General features: G+C 64.7%; 22 protein-coding genes. 10 read left to right on the forward strand and 12 right to left on the reverse strand.

The genetic code is table 11. From position 1 onward, the window contains the following. Positions 1-18 precede the first annotated feature (18 nt). Positions 19-1,506 (reverse strand): mannose-1-phosphate guanylyltransferase/mannose-6-phosphate isomerase, encoded by a 1,488-nt coding sequence (locus ATF69_RS03590; RefSeq protein WP_146869919.1) that lies wholly within the window; start codon positions 1,504-1,506, stop codon positions 19-21. A 4-nt stretch (positions 1,507-1,510) separates the two neighbouring features. Further along, positions 1,511-1,882 (reverse strand): DUF2304 domain-containing protein, encoded by a 372-nt coding sequence (locus ATF69_RS03595; protein ID WP_146869920.1) that lies wholly within the window; start codon positions 1,880-1,882, stop codon positions 1,511-1,513. A 380-nt stretch (positions 1,883-2,262) separates the two neighbouring features. Between ATF69_RS03595 and ATF69_RS03600 the strand changes: the two genes are divergently transcribed. Further along, the gene (locus ATF69_RS03600) at positions 2,263-2,553 is read left to right on the forward strand and encodes a co-chaperone GroES (protein ID WP_056058492.1); all 291 of its coding nucleotides are present in this window, start codon (positions 2,263-2,265) and stop codon (positions 2,551-2,553) included. 98 nt (positions 2,554-2,651) lie between these two features. Continuing rightward, a complete protein-coding gene (gene groL, locus ATF69_RS03605; RefSeq protein ID WP_056058489.1) occupies positions 2,652-4,304 on the forward strand; it encodes a chaperonin GroEL in 1,653 nt (550 codons plus the stop codon). Between the two features lie 129 nt (positions 4,305-4,433). Here groL and ATF69_RS03610 read toward each other — a convergent pair whose 3' ends face one another. The 3 genes from ATF69_RS03610 to edd all read right to left on the reverse strand — a co-directional run bounded on the left by ATF69_RS03610 (position 4,434) and on the right by edd (position 7,379). Further along, positions 4,434-4,733 carry a DUF805 domain-containing protein gene (locus tag ATF69_RS03610; protein WP_056744079.1) on the reverse strand — a complete coding sequence of 100 codons (300 nt, stop codon included), beginning with the start codon at positions 4,731-4,733 and terminating at the stop codon, positions 4,434-4,436. A 229-nt stretch (positions 4,734-4,962) separates the two neighbouring features. Next, complete coding sequence (eda, locus tag ATF69_RS03615) at positions 4,963-5,619, reverse strand: bifunctional 4-hydroxy-2-oxoglutarate aldolase/2-dehydro-3-deoxy-phosphogluconate aldolase (RefSeq protein ID WP_146869921.1); 657 nt, start codon at positions 5,617-5,619, stop codon at positions 4,963-4,965. Continuing rightward, positions 5,610-7,379: a phosphogluconate dehydratase gene (gene edd, locus ATF69_RS03620; protein ID WP_146869922.1), complete on the reverse strand. Its 1,770-nt coding sequence runs from the start codon at positions 7,377-7,379 to the stop codon at positions 5,610-5,612. The genes eda and edd overlap by 10 nt, the downstream gene beginning before the upstream one ends. A gap of 98 nt (positions 7,380-7,477) precedes the next feature. Between edd and ATF69_RS03625 the strand changes: the two genes are divergently transcribed. Further along, on the forward strand, positions 7,478-8,407 hold the full coding sequence (locus ATF69_RS03625) for an SMP-30/gluconolactonase/LRE family protein (protein WP_146869923.1): 930 nt from the start codon (positions 7,478-7,480) through the stop codon (positions 8,405-8,407). A 48-nt stretch (positions 8,408-8,455) separates the two neighbouring features. Here ATF69_RS03625 and ATF69_RS03630 read toward each other — a convergent pair whose 3' ends face one another. The 3 genes from ATF69_RS03630 to pgi all read right to left on the reverse strand — a co-directional run bounded on the left by ATF69_RS03630 (position 8,456) and on the right by pgi (position 11,941). Continuing rightward, a complete protein-coding gene (locus ATF69_RS03630; RefSeq protein WP_146869924.1) occupies positions 8,456-8,947 on the reverse strand; it encodes a GNAT family N-acetyltransferase in 492 nt (163 codons plus the stop codon). A gap of 70 nt (positions 8,948-9,017) precedes the next feature. After that, positions 9,018-10,259, reverse strand: a complete 1,242-nt coding sequence (locus ATF69_RS03635; protein ID WP_146869925.1) for an AGE family epimerase/isomerase — start codon at positions 10,257-10,259, stop codon at positions 9,018-9,020. Positions 10,260-10,372: 113 nt separating this feature from the next. After that, entirely contained in the window at positions 10,373-11,941 is a 1,569-nt protein-coding gene (gene pgi, locus ATF69_RS03640; RefSeq protein WP_146869926.1) for a glucose-6-phosphate isomerase, read from the reverse strand. 176 nt (positions 11,942-12,117) lie between these two features. On the opposite strand from pgi, the gene zwf reads away from it, so the two are divergent. Continuing rightward, on the forward strand, positions 12,118-13,572 hold the full coding sequence (zwf, locus tag ATF69_RS03645) for a glucose-6-phosphate dehydrogenase (protein WP_099731175.1): 1,455 nt from the start codon (positions 12,118-12,120) through the stop codon (positions 13,570-13,572). Positions 13,573-13,630: 58 nt separating this feature from the next. On the opposite strand, the gene ATF69_RS03650 is transcribed toward zwf, so the two are convergent. Next, positions 13,631-14,515 (reverse strand): LysR substrate-binding domain-containing protein, encoded by an 885-nt coding sequence (locus ATF69_RS03650; RefSeq protein ID WP_056058464.1) that lies wholly within the window; start codon positions 14,513-14,515, stop codon positions 13,631-13,633. Positions 14,516-14,692: 177 nt separating this feature from the next. Here ATF69_RS03650 and ATF69_RS03655 point away from each other — a divergent pair, with 177 nt between their 5' ends. The 6 genes from ATF69_RS03655 (at position 14,693) to ATF69_RS03680 (ending at position 20,255) form a co-directional block, all read left to right on the forward strand. Then, on the forward strand, positions 14,693-15,442 hold the full coding sequence (locus tag ATF69_RS03655; RefSeq protein ID WP_146869927.1) for an SDR family NAD(P)-dependent oxidoreductase: 750 nt from the start codon (positions 14,693-14,695) through the stop codon (positions 15,440-15,442). Positions 15,443-15,486: 44 nt separating this feature from the next. Further along, positions 15,487-16,473, forward strand: coding sequence for a TRAP transporter substrate-binding protein (locus ATF69_RS03660; protein ID WP_056058457.1), 987 nt, complete (start codon positions 15,487-15,489; stop codon positions 16,471-16,473). An 84-nt stretch (positions 16,474-16,557) separates the two neighbouring features. Beyond that, complete coding sequence (locus ATF69_RS03665) at positions 16,558-17,073, forward strand: TRAP transporter small permease (RefSeq protein WP_056058454.1); 516 nt, start codon at positions 16,558-16,560, stop codon at positions 17,071-17,073. A gap of 29 nt (positions 17,074-17,102) precedes the next feature. Then, on the forward strand, positions 17,103-18,362 hold the full coding sequence (locus tag ATF69_RS03670) for a TRAP transporter large permease (RefSeq protein WP_056058450.1): 1,260 nt from the start codon (positions 17,103-17,105) through the stop codon (positions 18,360-18,362). Between the two features lie 37 nt (positions 18,363-18,399). After that, complete coding sequence (locus ATF69_RS03675; RefSeq protein ID WP_146869928.1) at positions 18,400-19,239, forward strand: transketolase; 840 nt, start codon at positions 18,400-18,402, stop codon at positions 19,237-19,239. A gap of 11 nt (positions 19,240-19,250) precedes the next feature. Next, entirely contained in the window at positions 19,251-20,255 is a 1,005-nt protein-coding gene (locus tag ATF69_RS03680; protein WP_146869929.1) for a transketolase family protein, read from the forward strand. Positions 20,256-20,331: 76 nt separating this feature from the next. Here ATF69_RS03680 and gloA2 read toward each other — a convergent pair whose 3' ends face one another. The 3 genes from gloA2 to ATF69_RS03695 form a co-directional block, all read right to left on the reverse strand. Then, the gene (gene gloA2, locus ATF69_RS03685) at positions 20,332-20,760 is read right to left on the reverse strand and encodes an SMU1112c/YaeR family gloxylase I-like metalloprotein (protein ID WP_108498894.1); all 429 of its coding nucleotides are present in this window, start codon (positions 20,758-20,760) and stop codon (positions 20,332-20,334) included. Beyond that, positions 20,757-21,734 carry a glucokinase gene (gene glk / locus ATF69_RS03690; protein WP_146869930.1) on the reverse strand — a complete coding sequence of 326 codons (978 nt, stop codon included), beginning with the start codon at positions 21,732-21,734 and terminating at the stop codon, positions 20,757-20,759. Before glk ends, gloA2 begins: the two co-directional genes overlap by 4 nt. A 273-nt stretch (positions 21,735-22,007) precedes the next feature. After that, on the reverse strand, positions 22,008-23,069 hold the full coding sequence (locus ATF69_RS03695; RefSeq protein WP_146869931.1) for an ABC transporter ATP-binding protein: 1,062 nt from the start codon (positions 23,067-23,069) through the stop codon (positions 22,008-22,010).

Below are 23,069 nucleotides of genomic sequence, written 5' to 3' on the forward strand. Positions count from 1 at the left end.
GGTAAGCCAGGCATAGAGTCAGCCTTCTTTCGGAGCAGGCACTGCCCGACCGTACGTGTCTTCAAACCGGACTATGTCATCCTCATTCAGATAACTTCCCGATTGCACCTCAATAATTTCTAGAGGTACTTTCCCAGGGTTGGTCAGCCGGTGCACGTGGCCCAACGGGATAAAGGTGGATTCGTTTTCACCCAGTAAAAAGACCTTTTCACCGTTGGTCACCTGGGCTGTGCCCTTGACCACAATCCAGTGTTCGGCCCGATGATGGTGCATTTGCAGGCTCAGGCTGGCGCCGGGGTTGACCACAATGCGCTTAACCTGAAAGCGCTCGCCACTATCGATGCTGTCGTACCAGCCCCAGGGGCGGTGGATCTTTCGGTGCGTCTGGGTCAAGGTGTGCCCTGCTTCGCGCAGCTTGCCCACGATCAGTTTGACGTCCTGGGTTTGGCGTTTGTCTGCTACCAGGATGGCGTCTGCGGTTTCTACCACCACGATGTTGTCCAGCCCCACGCCAGCCACCAGACGGCTGCTGGACAGTAGCAGTGAGTTGGAGCAGCCGTGCTGAATGATGTCACCCACGCGCGCGTTGCCATGCGCGTCTTGCTCCCGCACCTGCCACAGGGCATCCCACGCGCCCAGGTCCGACCAGCCGGCCTGCAGCGGCACCACGCACGCCTGTATGCCCAGCTCGGGCCGGGTTGGCAGGCGCTCCATCACGGCGTAGTCAATGGAGTCGGCAGGGCATGCGTTGAAGGTTTCGGTGGCAGGACGGACAAAGTCCATATCCTTTTGTGCTCCTGCCATGGCGGCTGAGCAGGCGGCAAAGATATCGGGGCGGCAGCTTTGAATGGCCTTGAGCCATACGCTGGTGCGCACCATGAACAAGCCGCTGTTCCACAAGTAGTTGCCAGCGTCCAGGTAGCTTTGGGCACGTGTTGCGTCCGGTTTTTCGGCAAAGCTGGCGATGTGGTGGGCCTCCCCCCCCGGCACTGATTCGCCACACTGGATGTAGCCATACCCTGTCTCTGGCTTGTCGGCCACGATGCCAAAGGTCACCATGGCGCCGCCGTTAGCAATGGCAAACGCTTGCTCGATGGCATGGTGAAACGCGGGTAGGTGGGCTATCACATGGTCAGCGGGCATGGCCAGCAGTACCGGGTCGCCGCCTTCTTCCTCTGACTGCGCTTGCAAGGCCGCAAGGGTCAGCGCGGGTGCTGTATTGCGGCCCGCAGGCTCCAGCACGATGCGCGCGCCGTGTATGCCTGCCTCCATCAGCTGGCTGGCAGCCAAAAAGCGGTGCTCTGCATTGCAGACCAGGATAGGCGCCTTCGCCACAGGGATTTGATTCAGCCCTTGCAAGCGCAGTGCCGTGTCTTGGAGCATGGTGCGCGCACCGGCCAGGGCCAAAAACTGCTTGGGGTAGGTTTCGCGCGACAGCGGCCACAGGCGCGTGCCAGAGCCACCGCACAGAACCACAGGCAACAACAAATTCAAGGATACATTCATAAAACTAGAGCAGGTCTTGATCTTGGGGGCGCTCAGCGGACTTATGCGCAAGATCGGCCTCCAACAAGGCCAAGCGCTGGTTCAACCGGCGAACATCGCGCTCAATACGGGTATTGACCATGTCGCTGTGCAGGGCCTTGATTAGCAAGACCATGCACACCATTAGCAGCAGCAGCGTGGGTGGGTAGGTCACACCCAGCCGCAGGGCCAGCCAGTCGATCAACCCGGGTGAAGCACCTAGCACGGCCGCCACCCCGGCCACCATCACCCAGAACAGGCCATGCATGACATAAAGATGATCTCTACGGATCAAGTACAAAATCAGCGCGGCAAGGCCAATGCCCATCAGCGCGGTTGTGAATTGCAAGGACGCCATCAGATTCCTGAATCGGTAAAGCTCCGCGCGCTCGAGGTCAAGCCTGTGAGTTGGGAGCAAGAAAGAGACGGTTGGACCACTGCAACCCAGAGAGTTGCACATGCGTGCGTTACGCAAATGCCCACCATCGCCACATCCGAAAGATTGTAGGTGCAGGGTAGTTACAAAGCGCCGCAAAGACCTCGCGCCGACCTGCCAACAAGTAAGCAAATATCTCAGACATACCAGTGATGCTCTTGAAATGAAGCGGAATGCCCGTATCATTAGCACTCACTGCAGACGAGTGCTAACACCGCACTCCCTGCTGGCAGTTTGGTAGCCCCGGATGGCCGGGGCTGATTGAGTCCCTCAGCTTTTTTACTGAAAACAGGAGCATTGCAATGAACCTTCGCCCTCTGCACGATCGCGTGATCGTCAAGCGTATTGAAAGCGAAACCACGACCGCTTCCGGCATCGTGATCCCTGACAACGCCGCTGAAAAGCCCGATCAAGGTGAAGTGTTGGCCGTTGGCCCCGGCAAGCGCAACGACAAGGGCGAAGTGCTCGCCCTGAACGTGAAGGTCGGTGACCGCGTTCTGTTCGGCAAGTACTCGGGCCAGACCGTCAAGGTCAAGGGCGACGAGCTGCTGGTCATGAAGGAAGACGACCTGTTTGCAGTGGTTGAGAAGTAATTTCTCTTCCCTCTGAATCACTCATCTTTTCATAGCTGCCAGTGCTTATTGAATAAGCGCCAGCAGCCAATTTGAATCAAATTTTCAGGAGCTCCAAAATGGCAGCAAAAGACGTAGTTTTCGGCGGCGAAGCCCGCGCACGCATGGTTGAAGGCGTGAACATCCTGGCCAACGCGGTCAAGGTGACCCTGGGCCCCAAGGGTCGCAATGTGGTGCTGGAGCGCTCGTTCGGCGCCCCCACCGTGACCAAGGACGGTGTGTCCGTGGCCAAGGAAATCGAACTCAAGGACAAGCTGCAGAACATGGGCGCCCAGCTCGTGAAGGAAGTGGCCTCCAAGACCAGCGACAACGCTGGTGACGGCACCACCACCGCTACGGTGCTGGCACAAGCCATCGTGCGCGAAGGCTTCAAGTACGTGGCCGCCGGCATCAACCCGATGGACCTGAAGCGCGGTATTGACAAGGCTGTGACGGCCCTGGTCGCCGAGCTGAAGAAGGCTTCCAAGCCCACCACCACCTCCAAGGAAATCGCCCAAGTGGGTTCGATCTCCGCCAACTCCGACGAAACCATCGGCAAGCTGATCGCTGACGCCATGGACAAGGTTGGCAAGGAAGGCGTGATCACCGTGGAAGACGGCAAGTCGCTGGACAGCGAACTGGACGTCGTGGAAGGCATGCAGTTTGACCGCGGCTACCTGTCGCCCTACTTCATCAACAACCCCGAAAAGCAATCCGCGATTCTGGACAACCCCTTCGTGCTGCTGTTCGACAAGAAGATCAGCAACATCCGCGACCTGCTGCCTACGCTGGAGCAAGTTGCCAAGGCTGGCCGTCCCCTGCTGATCATTGCCGAAGAAGTCGAAGGCGAAGCCCTGGCTACGCTGGTGGTCAACACGATCCGCGGCATCCTGAAGGTTGTGGCTGTCAAGGCCCCTGGCTTCGGCGACCGCCGCAAGGCCATGCTGGAAGACATCGCCATCCTGACGGGCGGCAAGGTCATCGCTGAAGAAGTCGGTCTGACCCTGGAAAAGGTCACCCTGGCCGACCTGGGCCAAGCCAAGCGCATCGAAGTGGGCAAGGAAAACACCATCATCATCGACGGCGCTGGCGCTGCCGCTGACATCGAAGCCCGCGTCAAGCAAGTGCGCGTGCAGATCGAAGAAGCCACGTCCGACTACGACCGCGAAAAGCTGCAAGAGCGCGTGGCCAAGCTGGCTGGCGGCGTGGCCGTGATCAAGGTGGGCGCTGCCACCGAAGTCGAAATGAAGGAAAAGAAGGCCCGCGTGGAAGACGCACTGCACGCTACCCGTGCAGCTGTGGAAGAAGGCGTTGTGGCTGGCGGCGGCGTGGCTCTGCTGCGTGCCAAGCAAGCTGTGGGCGACTCGATCAAGGGCGACAACGCTGACCAGGACGCCGGTATCAAGCTGGTGCTGAAGGCTGTGGAAGCTCCTCTGCGCGAAATCGTGAACAACGCCGGTGGCGAAGCCTCGGTGGTGGTGAACGCAGTGTTGGCTGGCAAGGGCAACTTTGGCTTCAACGCTGCCAACGACACCTACGGCGACATGCTCGAACTGGGCATTCTGGACCCCACGAAGGTCACCCGCACCGCTCTGCAAAACGCTGCCTCCGTGGCATCGCTGCTGCTGACGACCGAAGCCATGGTGGCAGAGGCTCCGAAGGAAGAAGCCGGCGCTGGCGGCGGCATGCCCGACATGGGCGGCATGGGTGGCATGGGCGGCATGGGCATGTAATTGCCTGGCCCCTGCGCAGCGGCTCCGTGCTGACTGCGCAGCCCACTACACAAAAGCCCGCAGGCCTTACGGTCTGCGGGCTTTTGTTTTTTCTATGGGGCCAATTCGGGACACTGGCCTGCCATGGGTTTACTCCCCGCTGGGTTGCACCCACCAGTAAATCAGCACCAGGGTGCCGATACCGGTGAGGGACAGCAGCTGCCACCAGCCGGAGCGGCCAATATCGTGCAAGCGGCGAGCCCCCACGGCCAGCGCGGGCAACAGCAGGGCCAGCGCGGCAATGCCATACAGCACCTGGCTGATCATGGTGGCAATCACCAGCACCCCGAACTGAAACAACGCAAACCACCAGAACTCGGAGCGTGGCGCACGGCCCGAAAACCCTGCGTACTGCGCGAAGCAGCTTTTGACAGCCGAAACAAAATCCATAGCGAATTCCCTCTCTTGAACAATCATTGCTCGGTCACGGGGTATCCCCGCGTGGCCATGATAGAGGGGCGCTGCGACAAGTCCAGCCAACTCGGCGCGCGCAGCGGAGACACCGTACCGCTGGCGCCACGGTGTCAGCGCCTCCTTTGCTCTCATTTTGATAGCTTTTGGTGCATATTGCACTAGCGCACCAGGCGCTTTTGGCTGCAAACCCAGCGCCCAGAGCCCCTCAAGCCGCCTTGCGCAATGCCTGGGTGTCGCGCGCCAGCTGGGTGATGCGCGCCCAGTCGCCCGCGCGCACCGCATCGGTGGGCGTAAGCCATGAGCCGCCCACGCAGCGCACATTGGGCAGTGCCAGGTAGTTGGAGGCAGTGGCGTTGGTGATGCCACCCGTGGGGCAAAAGCTCACCTGGCCAAACGGACTGGCCCAGGACTTGAGCAGCGGGATGCCGCCCACGGCCTCGGCCGGGAAGAGCTTGAGGAACGAGAACCCATCGGCCAGCGCCGCCATGATCTCGCTGGATGTGGCCACACCGGGCAGCAGCGGCAGGTTCAGGCCCTTGCAGGCGCTGCCCACGGCCGAGGTGTAGCCGGGGCTCACGGCAAACCGCGCACCGGCTTCGCTCGCGCGGCGCGCGTCATCGGCGTTGAGCACCGTGCCCACGCCCACCACGGCCTCGGGCAGGTTGCGGGCGATGGTTTCGATGGCGGGCAGACCGGCAGCGGTGCGCAGCGTCACCTCCAGCACCTTCACGCCACCGGCCAGCAGGGCCTCGGCCAGGGGCAGCGCGTCTTCCACGCGGTCAATCACGATGACAGGGATGACCGGGCCATGGCTGGCGATGTCGAGGGGATTCATGGGGGCGGAAGCAGGGGTTACAGCCATGTACAGGCTCCTTGTTCGGCACCGCCTGCGTGGCGGCGAAAGTTGGTGAAGAGTTCGCGGCCGAAGCCGATGGGTGATGGGGCGCTGCAGGGCTCCGGGGCGCGTGCGGCCCACTCGGCGTCGTCCACCAGCACATCGAGCGTGCCAGCCACCGCATCCACCCGCACGATGTCGCCATCACGCACCTTGGCCAGCGGGCCACCGGCCAGGGCCTCGGGCGTGACGTGGATCGCGGCCGGTACGCGGCCGGAGGCGCCGCTCATGCGGCCGTCGGTGACCAGCGCCACCTGGAAGCCCTGGTTCTGCAGCACTGCCAGCGGGGGCGTGAGCTTGTGCAGCTCTGGCATGCCGTTGGCCTGCGGGCCCTGAAAGCGCACCACGGCCACCATGTCCTGGTTCACCTCGCCAGCGCTGAAGGCTGCGAGCAGGGCTTCTTGCGAGTCAAAAACTCGCGCTGGGGCTTGGACGATGTGGCGGTCTTCGGGCACGGCCGACACCTTGATCACCGCGCGGCCCAGGCGGCCTTGCAGCAGGCGCAACCCGCCGGTGGGTGAGAAGGGTTCGCTCACAGGCCGCAGCACCGAGGTGTCGCCCGACACGGCGGGTGCACTCTTGCCGCCATCGGCAATGCCGCCCGCGTTCACGCTCATCACGTCAGGGTGCATCAAGCCACCCGCCAGCAGCTCGCGCAGGATCCAGGGCGGGCCGCCCGCCGCCTGGAACTGGTTCACATCGGCGTCGCCATTGGGGTACACGCGGGCCAGCAGGGGCACCACCGACGAGAGTTCGTCAAAGTCCGTCCAGTCGATCAGGATGCCCGCGCTGCGCGCAATCGCCACCCAGTGGATCAGGTGGTTGGTGGAGCCGCCCGTGGCCAGCAGGGCCACCATGGCGTTGACGATGCAGCGCTCGTCCACCAGCTTGCCGATGGGGGTGAAGCGGTTGCCCCGCTTGCCGATGTCGAGCACCGTGCGCAGCGCCTGGCGCGTGAAGGCCTCGCGCGCCTCGCTGCCGGGCGACTCGAACGCCGCGCCGGGCACATGCAGGCCCATGGCTTCGAGCAGCATCTGGTTGCTGTTGGCCGTGCCGTAGAACGTGCAGGTGCCAGGGCTGTGGTACGCGGCCGATTCGGCCTTGAGCAGTTCGTCACGGCCCACCAGGCCTTGTGCGTACTGCTCGCGCACCTTGGATTTTTCCTTGTTCGACAGGCCTGTGCCCATGGGGCCTGCGGGCACAAACACGCAGGGCAGATGCCCGTAGTGCAGCGCGCCGATCAGCAGGCCGGGCACGATCTTGTCGCAAACGCCCAGCAGCAGTGCACCATCGAACACATCGTGGGACAGCGCTACCGCAGTGGCCATGGCAATAGCATCGCGGGAGAACAGCGACAGCTCCATGCCGGGCGTACCCTGCGTCACACCATCGCACATGGCGGGCACGCCACCGGCCACTTGCACCGTGGCACCGAGCTGGGCGGCCTCATCACGCAGGATAGCGGGGTAGCTCTGGTACGGCTGGTGCGCCGAGAGCATGTCGTTGTAGGCCGTGACGATGCCGATGTTGGGCGCCTTCTCGACCGTGACCTTGAACTTGTCCGATCCCGGCAATGCCGCGTAGGCGTGGGCCAGGTTCGCGCAGCCCATGCGGTCTTGTGCGGGCTTGCGGGCAATCATGGCGTCAACGCCGGCAAGGTAGGCGCCGCGGGTGTCTGCGCTGCGCTGGACAATGCGCTCGGTCACGCGCGCTACAACTGGATGCATGGAAGTCTCCATCGGTGGGTGGCAGGACCCCGTGCATTGCGCCAGGGTCGTTATCTGAGGCCCTAGAATGTAACTCGATAACCACCCCAATTCAACCCATGTCCCTGCAAACCTTGCCCTTGCCGCCGTCCGAACTGGGTGAATCCCCCTTCTGGCACCCCACGGAAAAATCCCTTTACTGGTGTGACATTCAGGGACAAGCGGTGCACGCATGGCATCCTGACAGCGGCCACCACCGGCAGTGGCACATGCCCAGCGAGCCCGGCTGCTGCGCCCCTGCGGCTGATGGGCGATTGGTAATCGGGTTACGAAACGGTTTCTATCTTCTGGATCCGGCCAAGGACAGCGCAGACCCTACCGCCCTCACCTGCCTGGCCCTGCTGCCGCCCGAGCAGCATGACACCACGGTCCTGCGCTTGAACGACGGCCGCTGCGACACCGCAGGCCGTTTCTGGGCGGGCTCGGTCATCACGCCCCGCACCGCACCGAATGCGGCGCTGTGGTGCCTGCAGGCCGACCCGGCCAGCGCCACAGGCTACCGCGTGCGCCACATGGCGGGCGACAACTTCACCGCGAATGGCCTGGCCTTCAGCCCCGACAACCGCACGATGTACTGGTCCAACACACCGGAGCACCGCATCGACCAGTTCGACTTTGAGGTGGCCACGGGCGATATCGCCAACCGCCGCCCCTGGGTGCAGTTTGACCGCAAGGTGGACGGCCAGCCGTACGGCGGCAGACCCGATGGCGCGGCGGTGGATGTGGAAGGCAACTACTGGGTGGCGATGTACGAAGGCGCTTGTGTATTGCAGCTTTCGCCAGCAGGTGAGGTGCTGCAGCGCATTGCGGTGCCGGTGCAGTGCCCGACCATGGTGTGTCTGGGGGGCGAGAATTTGCGGACGTTGTTCATTACGTCGGCGCGGGCGGGAAGGCCTCTTCAAGAACAGCAGGCAGCGGTTGCAGCGGGGTCGCTGTTCAGCATGCAGGTCGAAGTGGCTGGGCTGCCGGTGAATTTCTTCAAGGTGTGAAGAGCGCCGAGCAACTGGTCACAGTGGGGCACAAAGGCCAGCGCTCCATCACCAGCCCGCCAACGCGCCGATCTCCTCGCGCACGATCCGATAGCTGAGGCGGTCACTGACCAACCTTGCACCCTGGCTCTCGTAAAACGCAATGCCCCGGGCGTTGGACGACTTGACCGACCAATCGATGCGGCCACAGCCGTTGTCCAGCGCGTATCGCGCCACCCATTGCATCAAAGCCAGGCCAATACCTTGGCTCCGATGGTGCGGAGAAACAAACAGCTCCTTAAGTACACACTGCCGCTGGTGGGCGGGCTCGGGCTCCACCAACGAATACACCAGGTAAATGGCGGCAAACCCCAACAACTCGCCGCCGAGTTCTGCCGTCACAAGTCGAATCTGAGAGTCGGGTCCGCACAGGTTGTCCAACAGGTGGTTGCGCACAAGGACCCGGTCGAGCGCACGGCCCGCGTGGTAGTGATCATGCAGCGCAAGCAGCAAGTCCACCATCTGCTCCTGTTGCGCCGGGGTCAGCAAACCGACTTCCATGTTTCCTCTCCTGCTGGACCGGATGGTTCCGATGGGGTGAGCTTACGTCGACAGGGTGACTCGCTGCCGGTTAGCCCTTCTCAGCCCCCAGCCCCAGCGCTCCCAACACGTCATAACACGCCCCCATGTTGTGATAGTCCACCTTCCCCGCGTTGCTCTTCTCGCGGGTGGTGTTGCGGTTGTTGCGGTGCAGGATGCGAAACCACGCGCCATGTTCGTGGTCCACAAAGTGGGCCCAGCAGTAGGCCCATATGCGGTCGTACCACTGCCAGTAGCGAGCATCCCCCGTGCGAACAGCAAGCACCGCTGCAGCTGCCATGCTCTCGGCCTGCACCCAGTGGTATTTGCCGTCGTCGCAGATGCTGCCGTCGGGCGCCATGCCGTAATACAGGCCGCCGTGCGCGGCATCCCAGCCCCGCTCCAAAGCGGTATCGAACAGGCGCTGCGCACAGGGCAGGTGCCAGTCGGCCGGTAGCAAGGCATCCAGCTGCAGCAGCAGCTTGGCCCATTCGGTCTGGTGGCCGATCTGGTAGCCCCAGGGGCGGAAGATGTTACTGCGGTCATGGCGGTTGTAGTCCCAGTCCACGGACCAGTCGGCATGGAAGTGCTCCCACACCCAACCTTCGGCAGCGGGGGCGCTGGCGGCGATGGACAACGCGGCCTGCCGCTGGCAGATGCCTTGCGCGAGTTGTTCGGCACGCTCGATGTAGCGACGCTCGCCCGTGGCGCGGAAGGCCGAAATCATGGCCTCGCAGGCGTGCATGTTGGCGTTCTGGCCTCGGTAGCTGGTCACCTGCCACTCGGGGCTTGCCTCGTCGGCATACAGGCCTGCGGCAGGTTGCCAGAAGTGCTGTTCGGCAGTTTCAAAAGCCTCAGCCAGCCAATCTCGGGCCTCGGGCACTCCGGCCTCGTAAGCGCGGGCATACGCCAGCATCACAAAGGCCATGCCGTAGCAGTGGCGCGTGGCGTCTTGCACGGTGGTGCGGCCATCCTGCCAGTCGATCAGCCAGGCGTAGCCGCCCGTGGCAGGGTCGAGAAACGCGGTGCGCAGGAACGTGAGCGCGTGCCGCATGCCCGCCTGATAACGCGCCTCCCCCGTGGTGCGGTAGAGCACGGCGTGCGTGACCACAAAACGGGTGGCGCTGACGAGATGGCGGGTGTGCGTGTTGTAAACCGTGCCGTCGTCCAGAAAGAAGTGGAACTGCCCGCCGCTCGGATCGGCGGCCACGGGGTCGTAGAACGCCATGGTGTCACGCAGATGCTGGCGCAAAAAGGCTGCGGAGCGGAAGTCCGGATAGGGCGGAATCGCCATGGGGAGTGTCTCCTGATGCGTTAGCTGTCGACCAGAAACTGTGCCGGCTTCTGCCGGCAGGGCGCCCGGTCTTCCGCCAGAGCGACCCCGAGGACTTTGCTGTGCCGTGAAGGTCAGGCAGGGCTGCGTAGCAAGCCCAGCAGGCCAGCGGTGGAGCCATCGAGTCCCGCCACATCACCGCTCTCCAGCCGCGCCTCCAGGTCCTTGGCCAGCACCTTGCCCAGTTCTACGCCCCACTGGTCAAAGCTGTTGATGCCCCACAGGCTGCCGCTCACAAACACGCGGTGCTCCTGCAGTGCAATCAGCGCGCCCAGCGATGTGGGGGTGAGTGATTCGAGCAGCATGAGCGTGCTGGGGCGGTTGCCCGGAAAGTGCCGGTGGCCGTCATCGCTGGCCTTGCCCACCATCAGCGCCTGCGTCTGCGCCAGGGCGTTGGCCAGCAGCTTTTGCTGGTGGCCGGGCAGCGGGTGCGAGGCCTTGCGCACGGCCACGATCTCCAGCGGCAGCACATCGGCGCCTTGGTGCAGCATCTGGAAGAACGCGTGCTGGCCGTTGGTGCCGGGCTCGCCCCACAGCACGGGCGATGTGACGCAGGCCAGCGTGCTGCCGTCTTGCGCCACGCGCTTGCCGTTGCTCTCCATCTCCAGCTGCTGCAGGTAGGCCGAGTAGCGCCCCAGCGCGGCGTGATACGGCGCAATGCAGCGGCTGGTGAAGCCGAGGAAATTGCGGTACCAGACATCGAGCAGACCCAGACGCACCGGCAGGTTCTGCGCCAGCGGTGCGGTGCGGAAATGCTCGTCCATGGCGTACGCGCCCCCAAGGAAATCTCGGAAGCCTTGGGCACCGATCGCGATGGCAATCGGCAGGCCAATGGCCGACCACAGCGAGTAGCGGCCGCCCACCCAGTCCCAGAAGCCGAAGGTGGTGGTGATGCCGAGGGCCGCTGCGGCCTCGATGTTGGTGGTAAGCGCCGCAAAGTGGCGGGCCACATCGCGCCCGCCCTGGGCACCAAACCACGCCAGGGCCGAGCGCGCGTTGGTCATGGTCTCGGCCGTGGTAAACGTCTTGGACGCGACCAGGAACAGCGTGCTCTCGGGCCGCAGGCCCTTGAGCACGTGGTGCAGCTCGTGCCCGTCCACGTTAGACACAAAGTGAAAGCGCTTGCTGGGGATGCGGAACTCTTCGAGCGCGCGCACGGCCATGTGCGGGCCCAGGTCCGACCCGCCGATGCCAATGTTCACCACGTCGGTGATGGCGGCATCGCTGCGCACCTGCTCGGCGTACTGCAGCATGGCATCAAGCGTGTGGTGCACGTCGGCCAGGCGCTGTGCGGTCTCGGGCACATCACCGGGCAGGGCCACGCCTGCAGGGCGGCGCAGCAGCGTGTGCAGCACGGCGCGGTTTTCAGTGGTGTTGGTGGCCTCGCCTGCAAACATCGCATCGCGGTGTTGCACCAGGCCGCAGTCGCGGGCCAGATCCAGCAGCAGCGCTTCGGTATCGCGGTCCCACAGGTTCTTGGACAGGTCAGCAAACACATGCGGAGCCGACTGGCTGAAGGCTGCAAACCGCTGGGCATCCTGCGCAAACGCCTGGCGCATGTCCAGATGCTGGCCGTGGGAGGCGTAGTGGGCGGCCAACTGGGGCCACAGCGCAGACTGGTCGCAACGGAGAGGCATGGTCATCAAACGGGTAAGGTGAAAAAAGCGCCGAGATAGTAACTTGATTACACGACAAAATGGCCTATTAACAGGTTCTTTTGGGTTACAAGCAGTAGATACAAGGCACTCCTCTTTAGAAAATCATGTAACGTGATTACAATCCCACGCAACAAAACGAACCACCCCATCACGGAGACACCATGAGTTTTGACCTCGTCCTGTTCGGCGGCACCGGCGACCTCGCCTGGCGCAAGCTCATGCCCGCATTGTTTCAGGCCTTTCGGCATGGCACGCTGCCTGAGGGGGGACGCATCATCGCGGTGGCACGTGATGACCTGAGCGACGAACAATACCGCAGCCTGATCCAGTCGCGGTTCGACAGCGTGGAGCTGGCCAAGCGCCCCAGCCCGGACGAGTTTGCACGCTTCGCCGCGCTGCTGCACTACCTGCGCATGGACTTGTCCAAAACCCAGGACTACGAACGCCTGGCCGAGACGCTGAAGGCGCGCGGAGCCGACTCGGTGGTGATGTATGTGGCCACTGCGCCCAGCCTGTTCACCAATGTGTGTGAGCAGATCGCCGCCGTGGGCCTGAACGGCCCCACCACCCGCGTGGTGCTGGAAAAACCCCTGGGCCACGACCTGCAGTCCAACCGCGCGATCAACGACACGCTGCGCCGCGTGCTCAAGGAAGAGCAGGTCTTCCGCATCGACCACTACCTGGGCAAGCCGTCCGTCCAGAACCTGTTTGCGCTGCGTTTTGGCAACGCGCTGTTCGAGCCCCTGTGGCGCCGCGAAACCATTGCCAACATCCAGATTACGATTGCCGAGGAGCTGGGCGTGGAGTCGCGCGGCGCGTTCTACGACCAGACCGGCGCACTGCGCGACATGGTGCAGAACCACGCGCTGCAGCTGCTGTGCGCGATCGGCATGGAGCCCCCCATCAACTCCAGCGCCAACGCCATCCGCGACGAAAAGCTCAAGGTGCTGCAGTCGCTCAAGCCCTGGACGCTGGAGACCATCGGCCAGCACGTGATCCGTGGGCAGTACGCGGCCGGCAACCACCAGGGCCAGCCCGTGCCCGGCTACGCGCAAGAGAAAGGCGTGGCCGCCAGCAGCACCACTGAGACCTTTGTGGCGCTGCGCACCGAGATCAGCAACTGGCGCTGGGCGGGCGTGCCGTTTTACATCCGCACCGGCAAGCGGCTGGCGGGGCGCGACGCGCACATCGTCATCAACTTCCGGCCCGTGCCCCACCCCATCTTCAAGACCCCTGCGGGCGCCGCCAACCGCCTGGTGATCAACCTGCAACCCAAGGACGGGCTGGAACTGCACCTGATGGCGCAGGGCGCCGCCCAGCACCAGACCGAACCCGCGCTGTCGCAGGTGCACCTGAACCTGGACTTTGACCAGCGCTTTGGCACCGAACGCGTGGGCGCCTACGAGCGCCTGCTGCTCGATGTGATTGCTGGCCGCCTGAACCTGTTTGTGCGCAGCGACGAGCAGGAGGAAGCCTGGCGCTGGGTAGAGCCCATCCTCCAGTACTGGAAGAACGACCCAGCAGGCCCACGCCCCTACCCCGCCGGCAGCTGGGGCCCGCGTGCCGCGAGCGCAATGATTGCGCGCGACGGGTATTGCTGGAGCGAGGAGATGTGAGAGCCTCGCGTCCGGCGGCTGCAGACCTTCGCAGCCGCGGCCGCCGGGCCTTGTTTTCTTAGGTCTGCGCAGCCTCGCTGTGCAGCCACGACAAAAACGCCTCCACCGCCGGGCGCTTGGCGTGCCGCTCAGGGTACACGGCGAAATGCGCCTTCACCCGCACAGCCTGGTCCATGCCGAACGGGGCCTTCAGTCGGCCATCAGCCAAGTGCCCGCCTGCGTTGACGGCGCTCTCCAAGGCCACGCCCAGGCCCTGTGTGGCGGCGTCCAGGGACATCTGGGCGCGGTCAAACCGCAGGGAGAAACGGTCGGGTGCCCGCAGCTTGGTGAACCGGCCAAACCAGTCGGACCACTGCACGATGCTGACGTTACTTTGGATCAGCGGCAGGTCCAGCAACTGCTCTGCGCGCTTGAGCTTGTGCGCCTTGATGAAGGCCGGGCTGGCCAGCGGCACGATCGCTTCCTCGAACAGCGGCTCCACCACCAGATCGCCCCACTGCGGAATGCCGTAGCGGATGTCGATGTCGGCCTGGCCGAGCGCGAAATCGCTGGGCGTGTGGGCGGCTGAGAGGTTGAGCGATATCTCCGGGTAGGCCTGCGCAAAGCGGTGCAGGCGCGGCATGAGCCACAGGCTGGCGATGCTGGGTGCCGTGTGCACATACAGGCTGTTGCGGATGCCATGCCGCAAATCGTCGGTGGCCGTGGCAATGGCGTTGAGCGCAGCCCCCACGTGCATCAGGTAATGCTCGCCCGCAGGGCTCAGGCGCACCCCGTGGGCGCTGCGCTCGAACAGGCGAATGTCCAGTTGCGCCTCCAGCCGCGAAACCTGGTGGCTGATGGCCGAGGCCGTGAGGTTCAGCTCCGCCGCTGCCAGCGCAAAGCTGCGGCGGCGTGCCACGGCCTCAAAGGCCTGCAGATTGGCAATGGGCGGCAAGGTGGGCATGGGGTGAACCCTGACGTTAGATGACGGAATGTCATCTTACGCTGATGATTCATCGCTTGTCATCATCTTGAGCGGCTTTGAGAATCGGCTCCCAGAACAGGAGACACCGCTTTGACAGCCGCCCTCACGGGCAGCGTACAAGTCTCCTGCACCTTCACACCACAGGAGACAAGACACATGCTGCTAAAGGACCAGGTTGCCATCATTACCGGAGGGGCGGGACTCAACGGCCTCGGGTTTGCCACCGCCCGCCTGATGGCCGAGCAAGGCGCCAAAGTCGCCATCCTCGACCTCGAAGCCGCCGACCCCGCAGGCGCCGCCGCGCGGCTGGGCGAGGGCCACCTGGGCCTGGTGGCCGATGTGACCGACAAAGCATCGTGCGATGCCGCCGCCGCCCAGGTGTATGCCCATTTCGGCCGCATCGACACGCTGGTCAACAACGCGGGCATCACCCAGCCCGTCAAGACGCTGGAGATCACGGGCGCCGACTACGACCGCATTCTCAACGTCAGCCTGCGTGGCACGCTGTACATGTCCCAGGCTGTGCTGCCCACGCTGCGTGCACAGCAAAGCGGCTCCATCATCTGCATCTCGTCGGTGTCGGCCCAGCGCGGCGGCGGCATTCTGGGCGGGCCCCACTACTCGGCCGCCAAAGCAGGTGTGCTGGGCCTGGCCCGCGCCATGGCCCGCGAGTTTGGTCCCGAGAACATCCGCGTCAACTGCATCACCCCCGGCCTGATCGGCACGGACATCATCAAGGGCAAGCTGACCGAAGAGAAAAAGGCCGAGATCGCGGAAACCATTCCACTCGCCCGCCTGGGCCGGGCCGAAGACATTGCCGGAGCCTGCGTGTTTCTCGCCAGCCCGCTTTCGACTTATTGCACCGGCATCACGCTCGATGTGAACGGCGGCATGCTGATCCACTGACCGCCCTCACGACCTCTCAACAAACATAAACCAGGAGACAAACCATGCAACGCAAAACCTTCACCCGCACCCTGCTGACAGCCGCTGCTTTGGCGGTGGCACTGCCCGGGCTCGCGCAGGCGCAGACCATGAAGCTCACGCTGGGCCATGGCGCTGCCCCCGGCAATCCGCGCCACGAGGCCGCTGTCAAATTCGCCGAAACCCTCAAGGCCAAGACCGCAGGCCGCATCGAGGTGCAGGTGGCGCCCTCCGCGCAGCTGGGCGACGACGCCGCCATGGTCACGGCCGTACGCACCGGTGCGCTCGACATGACGGCGAACTCGCAAGGCGCCGTGTCGGTGGCTGTGCCCGAGTACGCCGCCTACGGCATGCCGTTCATGTTCTCCACCCCCGCGCAGGCCTTCAAGCTGCTGGACGGCCCGCTGGGCCAGGAGCTGGCACAGAAGTCGGCCGACAAGGGCATGGTGGTGCTGGGCTATTGGGACAACGGCATCCGCCACATGACCAACAGCAAACGCCCCATCACCAAGGTCGAAGACATGAAGGGCTTGAAGATGCGCACCCCGCCCGACGCAGTGCTGGTGGACATCATGCAGGCGCTGGGTGCCGAGGCACAGCAGATCAAGTTTGCCGAGCTGTACGTGGCGCTGCAGCAGGGCGTGGTCGATGGGCAAGAGAACCCGCTGGTCAACATCCACGCCAGCAAGCTGTACGAAGTGCAAAAGCACCTGGCACTGACGAGCCACATGTTCCAGATGACGCCGTTCCTGATGAGCAAGCGCACCTGGGACCGCCTGTCCGACGCGGACCGCAAGGCCGTGACCGAAGCGGCAGCAGAGGCCACGGCACTGCAGCGCAAGATGTCGCAAGAGGCCGACGACAAGCTGCTGGACGACCTCAAGGCCAAGGGCGTGCAGGTGACCACGGTGGACAAGGCCGCGTTTGCCAAGGCCACGGCTGCGGTGGACGCCAAGTGGCTGACCACGCCCATCGGCCCGTACCTCAAGAAAGTCATCGCCGCCGCGCGCTGATCGTTCGGGGCGCTGCGGCGCCTGTCCTCATTTCCCCCGAAGCCGCTGCACGGGCCCCAGCCCTGCAGCCCAAGGAGTCTCCCGATGAACCTCATCGAATGGGCCGTTGTCGGCGTATGCCGAGTGCTGCTGTGGATCAGCACGTCCGTCATCTTCATCATCCTGGTGGCCAACACCGTGTTGCGCTACGCCACCGGCACCAGCCTGCAATGGGCCAATGAGGTGCCGGAGCTGCTGTTTCCGTGGCTGGTCATGTCTGGCGTAGTGCTGGCGGCAGCGCACGGTGCCCACATCACCACCAGCTTTCTGATGGACGCCGTACCGCCCGCGCTGCGCCGTTGGGCGGCCATCGGCAGCTGGCTGGTGGTGGCAGCGCTGTACGGCACGCTCGCCCGGGCCACCTTTCAGATGCTGGAGATCGTGCACGACGAGAAGTCGCCCATCCTGCAGGTGCCCGGGTCGCTTACCTATGGCTGCGTGATGGGTGGACTGGTGATGCTGGCGTTGCTGGCGCTCAAGTCGGCCTGGAACGCCTGGGCCACCCCGCCGGTGCCCAGCGCCCCCGGTGCCGAGACCGCCGTACCCGAGGCGCACTGGTAAGCCCCGCCACCCCTGCCAAGGAACTCACCATGAGCGCCCTCATTCTTTTTGTCTTTCTCGGTGCGGCCGTGCTGGCCATGCCCATTGCCCATGCGCTGCTGGTCGCGGCCATGGCGGCCGCCGCCACCTCCGACCGCGTGCCGCTCGACCTGCTGGTGCAGCAGATGGTGGCGCAGGTGCAGAGCTTTCCGCTGATCGCGATCCCGTTCTTCATGCTCACCGGCTCGCTCATGATGGGCGGCCGCCTGGGGGCTGCGCTGGTGGGCGTGCTCAGCACGCTGATCGGCCGCTTTCACGGCGGGCCCGCGCAGGTGGGCGTGCTGTCGTCCACGCTGTTCGGTGGCGTGTCGGGTTCGGCCGTGGCCGATGCCTCGGCCATCGGCTCGCTGCTGATTCCCTGGCACAAGCGCCTGGGCTATCCGCCCGCTTTTTCTGCAGCCACGCTGGCTGCAGCGGCCACCATCGACATCCTGATCCCGCCCTCGATCCCGATGATTCTGTTCGCCCTGACGGCCAATGCCTCCATTGCGGCACTGTTTGTCGCGGGCATCCTGCCCGGCATCCTGATGTGCGTGGGCTTTATGTTCATGTGCTGGTGGGTCGGCAAGCGCCGCAACTTCCCACGCGACACCACCCCCATCAACTGGAGTGAATTCCGCGTGCACCTGCTGTACTCGTCGCCCGCGCTGCTGCTGCCGGTGCTGATCGTGTTGTTCCTGCGCTTTGGCATTGCCACACCCACCGAGGTGGCCGTGTTGTCCACGCTGTACGCCGCTGCGGTGTCGGTGGTGGTGTACCGCGACCTGTCGCTCAAGCGCCTGAACGATGCCGTGGTGCATGCGGGCCTGGCGACCGGCGTGGTGCTGCTGGTGATCATGGCCTCTGCCGCAATCGGCTGGCTGCTGACCTATGACCAGATGCCCACAGGTGTGGCCCACTGGATCCAGCAGAACGTGAGCCAGGGCTGGATCGTGATTCTGATCATGAACCTGCTGATGCTGTTCATCGGCATGTTCATCGACCTGCCGGCCGCCGTGCTGCTGCTGACCCCGGTGTTCCTGCCCCTGGCCGAAAGCATTGGCATGGACCCGGTGCAGCTGGGAATCATGATGGTGGTGAACCTGGCTGTAGGCCTCTACACCCCGCCGGTGGGCACCACGCTGTTCATCACCAGCGCACTGGCCAAGGTCAAGGTGGGCCAGACGGTGCGCGAGCTGGGGCCGTTTTACTTCGTGGCCTTCTTGGTGCTGGCGCTGGTGTCTTACGTGCCGGCCTCGATCCTTCGCTGACCGCTTTTCTTCCCCCGCTTTCACACAGGAGAACTCCATGACTTCCGCCGCAGACAAACTGCAGGCGCTGGCCCGGTGCGCCCATCGCATCCGCCGCTACGCCGTTCGCATGGGTGAGGTTCAGGGCCAGGGCTACATCGGCCAGGCCCTGGGCTGGGCCGACGTGCTGGCCGTGGCCTATGGCCATGCGCTGAACCTACAACCCCAAGACCCCACCTGGGAGGGCCGTGACCGCTTTCTGCTCTCGCACGGCCACTACGCCATCGCCCACTACGCAGCGCTGATCGAAGCCGGCGTGATTCCGCAGGAGGAACTCGAAACCTACGGCAGCGACGACAGCCGCCTGCCCATGAGCGGTATGGCCACGTACACACCGGGCATGGAAATCTCGGGCGGCTCTCTGGGCCAGGGCCTGGTGATCGGTGTGGGCATGGCGCTGGGCCTGAAGCAGAAAAAGAATCCCGCGTTCGTCTACAACTCCATGAGCGACGGCGAGCTGGACGAAGGCTCTACCTGGGAGGCCGCCATGTCGGCGGCCCACCACCAGCTCGACAACCTGATCTGCCTGGTGGACATCAACAACCAGCAGGCAGACGGTCCCAGCAGCCAGGTGCTGGGCTTCGAGCCCCTGGCCGACAAATGGCTGGCCTTTGGCTGGCATGTGCAGCGTGTCGATGGCAACGACCTGGCTGCCGTGCTGGCGGCCTTTGACACCGCGCGAAATCTGACAGAGCCCAAGCCGCGCGTGATCCTGTTCAACACGCTCATGGGCAAAGGCGTTCCCTTCCTGGAGACGCGCGACAAGAACCACTTCATCCGCGTCGATCCGCCCGAGTGGCAGCAGGCCCTCGCCATCCTCGACCAGAACGCACCCTAAGGAGCCGCCGCATGAACACCGTCGCCGAGAAAAAACCGCGCCTGACCACCTCCGCCATGATCGCCTCCATCGCGGGCGAGGGGCAGCGCGTCAAGGCCGCACCGTTTGGCAAGGCCTTGGTCGAACTGGCCGCTACCCGCCCCGAGATCGTGGGTATGACCGCCGACCTGGCCAAGTACACCGACCTGCACCTGTTTGCGCAGGCCTACCCCGAGCGCTTCTACCAGATGGGCATGGCCGAACAGCTGCTGATGGGTGCGGCAGGCGGCATGGCCAAGGAAGGGCTGATTCCCTTCGCCACCACCTACGCCGTGTTTGGCACGCGCCGCGCGTACGACTTCATCCACCAGGTGATTGCCGAAGAAAATCTGAACGTGAAGATGTGCTGCGCGCTGCCCGGCCTGACCACCGGCTATGGCCCGAGCCACCAAGCCACTGAAGACATCGCCATGATGCGTGGCATCCCGGGCCTGACCATCATCGACCCCAGCGATGCCCTCGACATCGAGCAGGCCGTGCCGCAAATGGCTGCCCACAACGGCCCCGTCTACATGCGCCTGCTGCGCGGCAATGTGCCGCTGGTACTGGACGAGTACGACTACCAGTTTGAGCTGGGCAAGGCCAAGCGCCTGGTGGATGGCGACGAGGTGCTCATCATCTCCAGCGGCTTCCTGACCATGCGCGCGCTCGAGGTGGCCAAGGCGCTGCAGGCCGACCGCATCGGCGTGGGCGTGCTGCATTGCCCCACCATCAAGCCACTCGATGTAACAACCATCCTGGCCGAGGTGCAGCGCAAGCCGCGCCTGGTGGTGGTGGCCGAGAACCATTCGGTGGTTGGCGGCCTGGGCGAGGCTGTGGCCAGCGCGCTGCTGCAAAACGGCGTACAGCCCGCGCGGTTCCGCCTGGCGGGGCTGCCCGATGCCTACCTGGATGCGGGGGCCCTGCCCACGCTGCACGACCGCTACGGCATCAGTACCGAGGCGCTGTCGGCGCGCGTCAAGGCGTGGTTGAAATAAAACTGAAGCCCTGGGAGGCAGGTCCGCACCCTTAGCGCCTGCGCAATGGCTGCGCAGCGTTGCAGCGATGTGCGGTTTACCGCGCCCTGCCCTCTTCCACCAACTCGATCGGCAACCCGTCCGGGTCGGCAAAAAAGGTGAACAGCGCCCCGGTGAACGGGTCCGTGCGCACCGGCTCCACGGCCACGCCATGGGCGGCCAAGGCAGCTACGCTGGCCGCCATGTCGGCCACGCGCAGGGCCAGGTGGCGCAGGCCACAGGCCTCGGGGTAGGACGGGCGCGCAGGCGGTTCAGGAAAGGAAAACAGCTCCACCTGCGTGCCATCGGGCAGTTGCAGGTCCAGCTTGTACGACTGCCGCTCGGCGCGGTAGTGTTCGTGCACCACCTGCAAACCCAGCACCTCGGTGTAGAAGCGGCGGGAGCGGGCGTAGTCGCTGGCGATGATGGCCACATGGTGCACACCGGTGGGCCGGAGCATGGGCGGTGGTGCGCTGTTGCTGCTCATGCGTCCGAGCCCGCAATGTCCAGCGCGCGCGATGCGCCAAACAGCGCGGGCGTGGCGCCGGGGTCGATGACCCAGCAGGGAATGGTCGCCAGATAGGACTGGAAGCGCCCTTTGGATTCAAACTGCGCGCGGAACGGGGACTGGTCAAACCATGTGCCCAGGCGCGGCACCATGCCGCCGCCCAGGTACACACCACCGCGTGCACCCAGCGTGAGCGCCAGGTTGCCCGCCACACTGCCCAGAAAGCCGCAGAACAGCTCCAGCGCCTCCAGCGCCAGCGAGTCGTTGGCCTGCAGCGCCAGCTCGGTCACCTGTGCGGCGGAGCTGACTTCCTTGCCACCGCGCTGGGCCAGCCGACGCAGCGCGTGGTACAGGTCCACCAGCCCGGCGCCACACACGGCGCGCTCGGCCGATACGTGGCCGTAGCGCTCTTGCAGAATGCCCAGCACATCGAACTCGCGCTGGGTCTGCGCGGCCAGCGTGACATGGCCGCCCTCGCCCGACAGCGGCACCCCCAGGCTCGAGCCGGGCGGAAACACCAGGCCCGACACGCCCAGGCCCGTGCCCGGGCCCAGCAGCGCAATCGCAGCGCCCGGCACGGCCACACCGCCGCCCACGGGGCGCAGCTGCTCGGGCGTGAGCAGGGGCAGCGCCAGCGCGAGTGCGGTGAAGTCGTTGATGACCACCAGCCGCTCAAAACCAAAGGCCTCGCGCACGGCGCGCTGCGAGAAGCTCCAGCTGTGGTTGGTCATGCGGATGGCGTCTCCCGTGACCGGGTTGGCAATGCCAAACGCCGCCTCGCGCGGGGTGGCGATGTTCACTTCGGCCAGGTAGGCCGCCAGTGCGGCGTCCACCGTGGGGAACTGTGCGCAGGGCAGCACACGGGTGTCGTGCAGGGGGCCATCGGGCTGGTCTTGCCAGGCCAGGCGAATGTTGGTGCCGCCAATGTCGGCCAGCAGGCGCAGGGGTGTCATGCGGTGTTTTTAAGCAAAAACAGCTGCCAGCGCTAGTAGAACATGCGCTAGCAGCTATTGTTTCAATAGCAACCAGTGTACTGTCCCGCAAATAGCTGCACGAAATGAAATCGATGACATCGCGCCCAGAGCAAGGCGCAAACCGCAGTGATAGCCGTCGCTATCGCGAGGATTTGCAACGCAGCCCTGGGGGTGAGGACGCGATTTCATGTGCAGCTATTTGCGGGACAGCACACTACATGCAACGATCCGGCGGCGCTTGCGCCGCGCGGCTCACGCCAGCCGATTCTCGCTGCTGGCGTCAAACCAGTGGGCGTTGGCGGGCTCTACCGCCAGGCCCACGGCGTCGCCGGGCTGCACGCGGGTCTGGGCGTCGGTGCGCAGCGTGACGCTGCCTGCGGCCGTGTCCACCATCACATAGGTGTCGGGGCCTGTGGGCTCCACCACGCTGACGCGGCCGCGCCACGGGGCCGTCTCCTGCATCACCAGGTGCTCGGGGCGCACGCCCAGCAGCACCTCGTTGGCACTGGCGGGGGCCGCAAGGTTCAGCGCTGCGCCCTGGATGCCAAACTGCCCCCCCGTGGCCGCACCGCGCAGCAGGTTCATGGTGGGCGAGCCGATGAAGGTGGCCACATAGGTGTTGGCCGGGCGGTTGTAGATGTCGTCCGGCGTGCCCAGCTGCTGCACCACACCGCCCTTCATCACCGCGATGCGCGAGCCCAGGGTCATGGCCTCGACCTGGTCGTGTGTGACGTACACGCTGGTGATGCCGCTGGCCTGGTGGAGGCGCTTGATCTCGGCGCGCATCTCCACGCGCAGCTTGGCGTCCAGGTTGGACAGCGGCTCGTCAAACAGGAACAGTTGCGGCTGGCGCGCCAGCGCCCGCCCCATGGCCACACGCTGGCGCTGGCCGCCCGACAGCTGGCTGGGCCGGCGGTCCAGCAGGTGGCTGATCTGCAGCATGGCGGCCACTTCGTTGATGCGCTTTTGGCGCTCGGCCTTGGGCATCTTGCGCATCTCCAGCGCAAAGCCGATGTTGTCGGCCACGCTCAGCGTGGGGTACAGCGCATAGCTCTGGAACACCATGGCGATGTCGCGGTCGCGCGGGGGCATGCCCACCACGTTTTTGCCACCGATGCGGATCTCGCCCTCGGTGGGTTCATCGAGCCCCGCAATGATGTTGAGCAGCGTGGACTTGCCGCAGCCCGAGGGGCCGACGAGGATGAGGAACTCGCCGGGCGCGACGTGGATGTCCACCTTGCGCAGCACCTCCACGCTTTTGTCGCCTTTGCCAAAGCGCTTGTTGATGCCTGCAATGTCGAGTGATGACGCCAT

This window comes from Acidovorax delafieldii (assembly GCF_007993815.1).
Taxonomy (GTDB): Bacteria; Pseudomonadota; Gammaproteobacteria; order Burkholderiales; family Burkholderiaceae_C; genus Acidovorax; species Acidovorax delafieldii.

What these genes read in the sequence shown, in the direction of transcription:
- gloA2 (WP_108498894.1), bottom strand. Translation starts at nt 20,760, where the DNA reads ATGAGCAGCAACAGCGCACCACCGCCCATGCTCCGGCCCACCGGTGTG.
- ATF69_RS03600 (WP_056058492.1), top strand. Translation starts at nt 2,263, where the DNA reads ATGAACCTTCGCCCTCTGCACGATCGCGTGATCGTCAAGCGTATTGAA.
- ATF69_RS03655 (WP_146869927.1), top strand. Translation starts at nt 14,693, where the DNA reads ATGCTGCTAAAGGACCAGGTTGCCATCATTACCGGAGGGGCGGGACTC.
- groL (WP_056058489.1), top strand. Translation starts at nt 2,652, where the DNA reads ATGGCAGCAAAAGACGTAGTTTTCGGCGGCGAAGCCCGCGCACGCATG.
- eda (WP_146869921.1), bottom strand. Translation starts at nt 5,619, where the DNA reads ATGGCTGTAACCCCTGCTTCCGCCCCCATGAATCCCCTCGACATCGCC.
- zwf (WP_099731175.1), top strand. Translation starts at nt 12,118, where the DNA reads ATGAGTTTTGACCTCGTCCTGTTCGGCGGCACCGGCGACCTCGCCTGG.
- pgi (WP_146869926.1), bottom strand. Translation starts at nt 11,941, where the DNA reads ATGACCATGCCTCTCCGTTGCGACCAGTCTGCGCTGTGGCCCCAGTTG.
- ATF69_RS03695 (WP_146869931.1), bottom strand. Translation starts at nt 23,069, where the DNA reads ATGGCGTCATCACTCGACATTGCAGGCATCAACAAGCGCTTTGGCAAA.
- ATF69_RS03635 (WP_146869925.1), bottom strand. Translation starts at nt 10,259, where the DNA reads ATGGCGATTCCGCCCTATCCGGACTTCCGCTCCGCAGCCTTTTTGCGC.
- ATF69_RS03670 (WP_056058450.1), top strand. Translation starts at nt 17,103, where the DNA reads ATGAGCGCCCTCATTCTTTTTGTCTTTCTCGGTGCGGCCGTGCTGGCC.
- ATF69_RS03650 (WP_056058464.1), bottom strand. Translation starts at nt 14,515, where the DNA reads ATGCCCACCTTGCCGCCCATTGCCAATCTGCAGGCCTTTGAGGCCGTG.
- glk (WP_146869930.1), bottom strand. Translation starts at nt 21,734, where the DNA reads ATGACACCCCTGCGCCTGCTGGCCGACATTGGCGGCACCAACATTCGC.
- edd (WP_146869922.1), bottom strand. Translation starts at nt 7,379, where the DNA reads ATGCATCCAGTTGTAGCGCGCGTGACCGAGCGCATTGTCCAGCGCAGC.
- ATF69_RS03595 (WP_146869920.1), bottom strand. Translation starts at nt 1,882, where the DNA reads ATGGCGTCCTTGCAATTCACAACCGCGCTGATGGGCATTGGCCTTGCC.
- ATF69_RS03625 (WP_146869923.1), top strand. Translation starts at nt 7,478, where the DNA reads ATGTCCCTGCAAACCTTGCCCTTGCCGCCGTCCGAACTGGGTGAATCC.
- ATF69_RS03610 (WP_056744079.1), bottom strand. Translation starts at nt 4,733, where the DNA reads ATGGATTTTGTTTCGGCTGTCAAAAGCTGCTTCGCGCAGTACGCAGGG.
- ATF69_RS03660 (WP_056058457.1), top strand. Translation starts at nt 15,487, where the DNA reads ATGCAACGCAAAACCTTCACCCGCACCCTGCTGACAGCCGCTGCTTTG.
- ATF69_RS03630 (WP_146869924.1), bottom strand. Translation starts at nt 8,947, where the DNA reads ATGGAAGTCGGTTTGCTGACCCCGGCGCAACAGGAGCAGATGGTGGAC.
- ATF69_RS03590 (WP_146869919.1), bottom strand. Translation starts at nt 1,506, where the DNA reads ATGAATGTATCCTTGAATTTGTTGTTGCCTGTGGTTCTGTGCGGTGGC.
- ATF69_RS03680 (WP_146869929.1), top strand. Translation starts at nt 19,251, where the DNA reads ATGAACACCGTCGCCGAGAAAAAACCGCGCCTGACCACCTCCGCCATG.
- ATF69_RS03675 (WP_146869928.1), top strand. Translation starts at nt 18,400, where the DNA reads ATGACTTCCGCCGCAGACAAACTGCAGGCGCTGGCCCGGTGCGCCCAT.
- ATF69_RS03665 (WP_056058454.1), top strand. Translation starts at nt 16,558, where the DNA reads ATGAACCTCATCGAATGGGCCGTTGTCGGCGTATGCCGAGTGCTGCTG.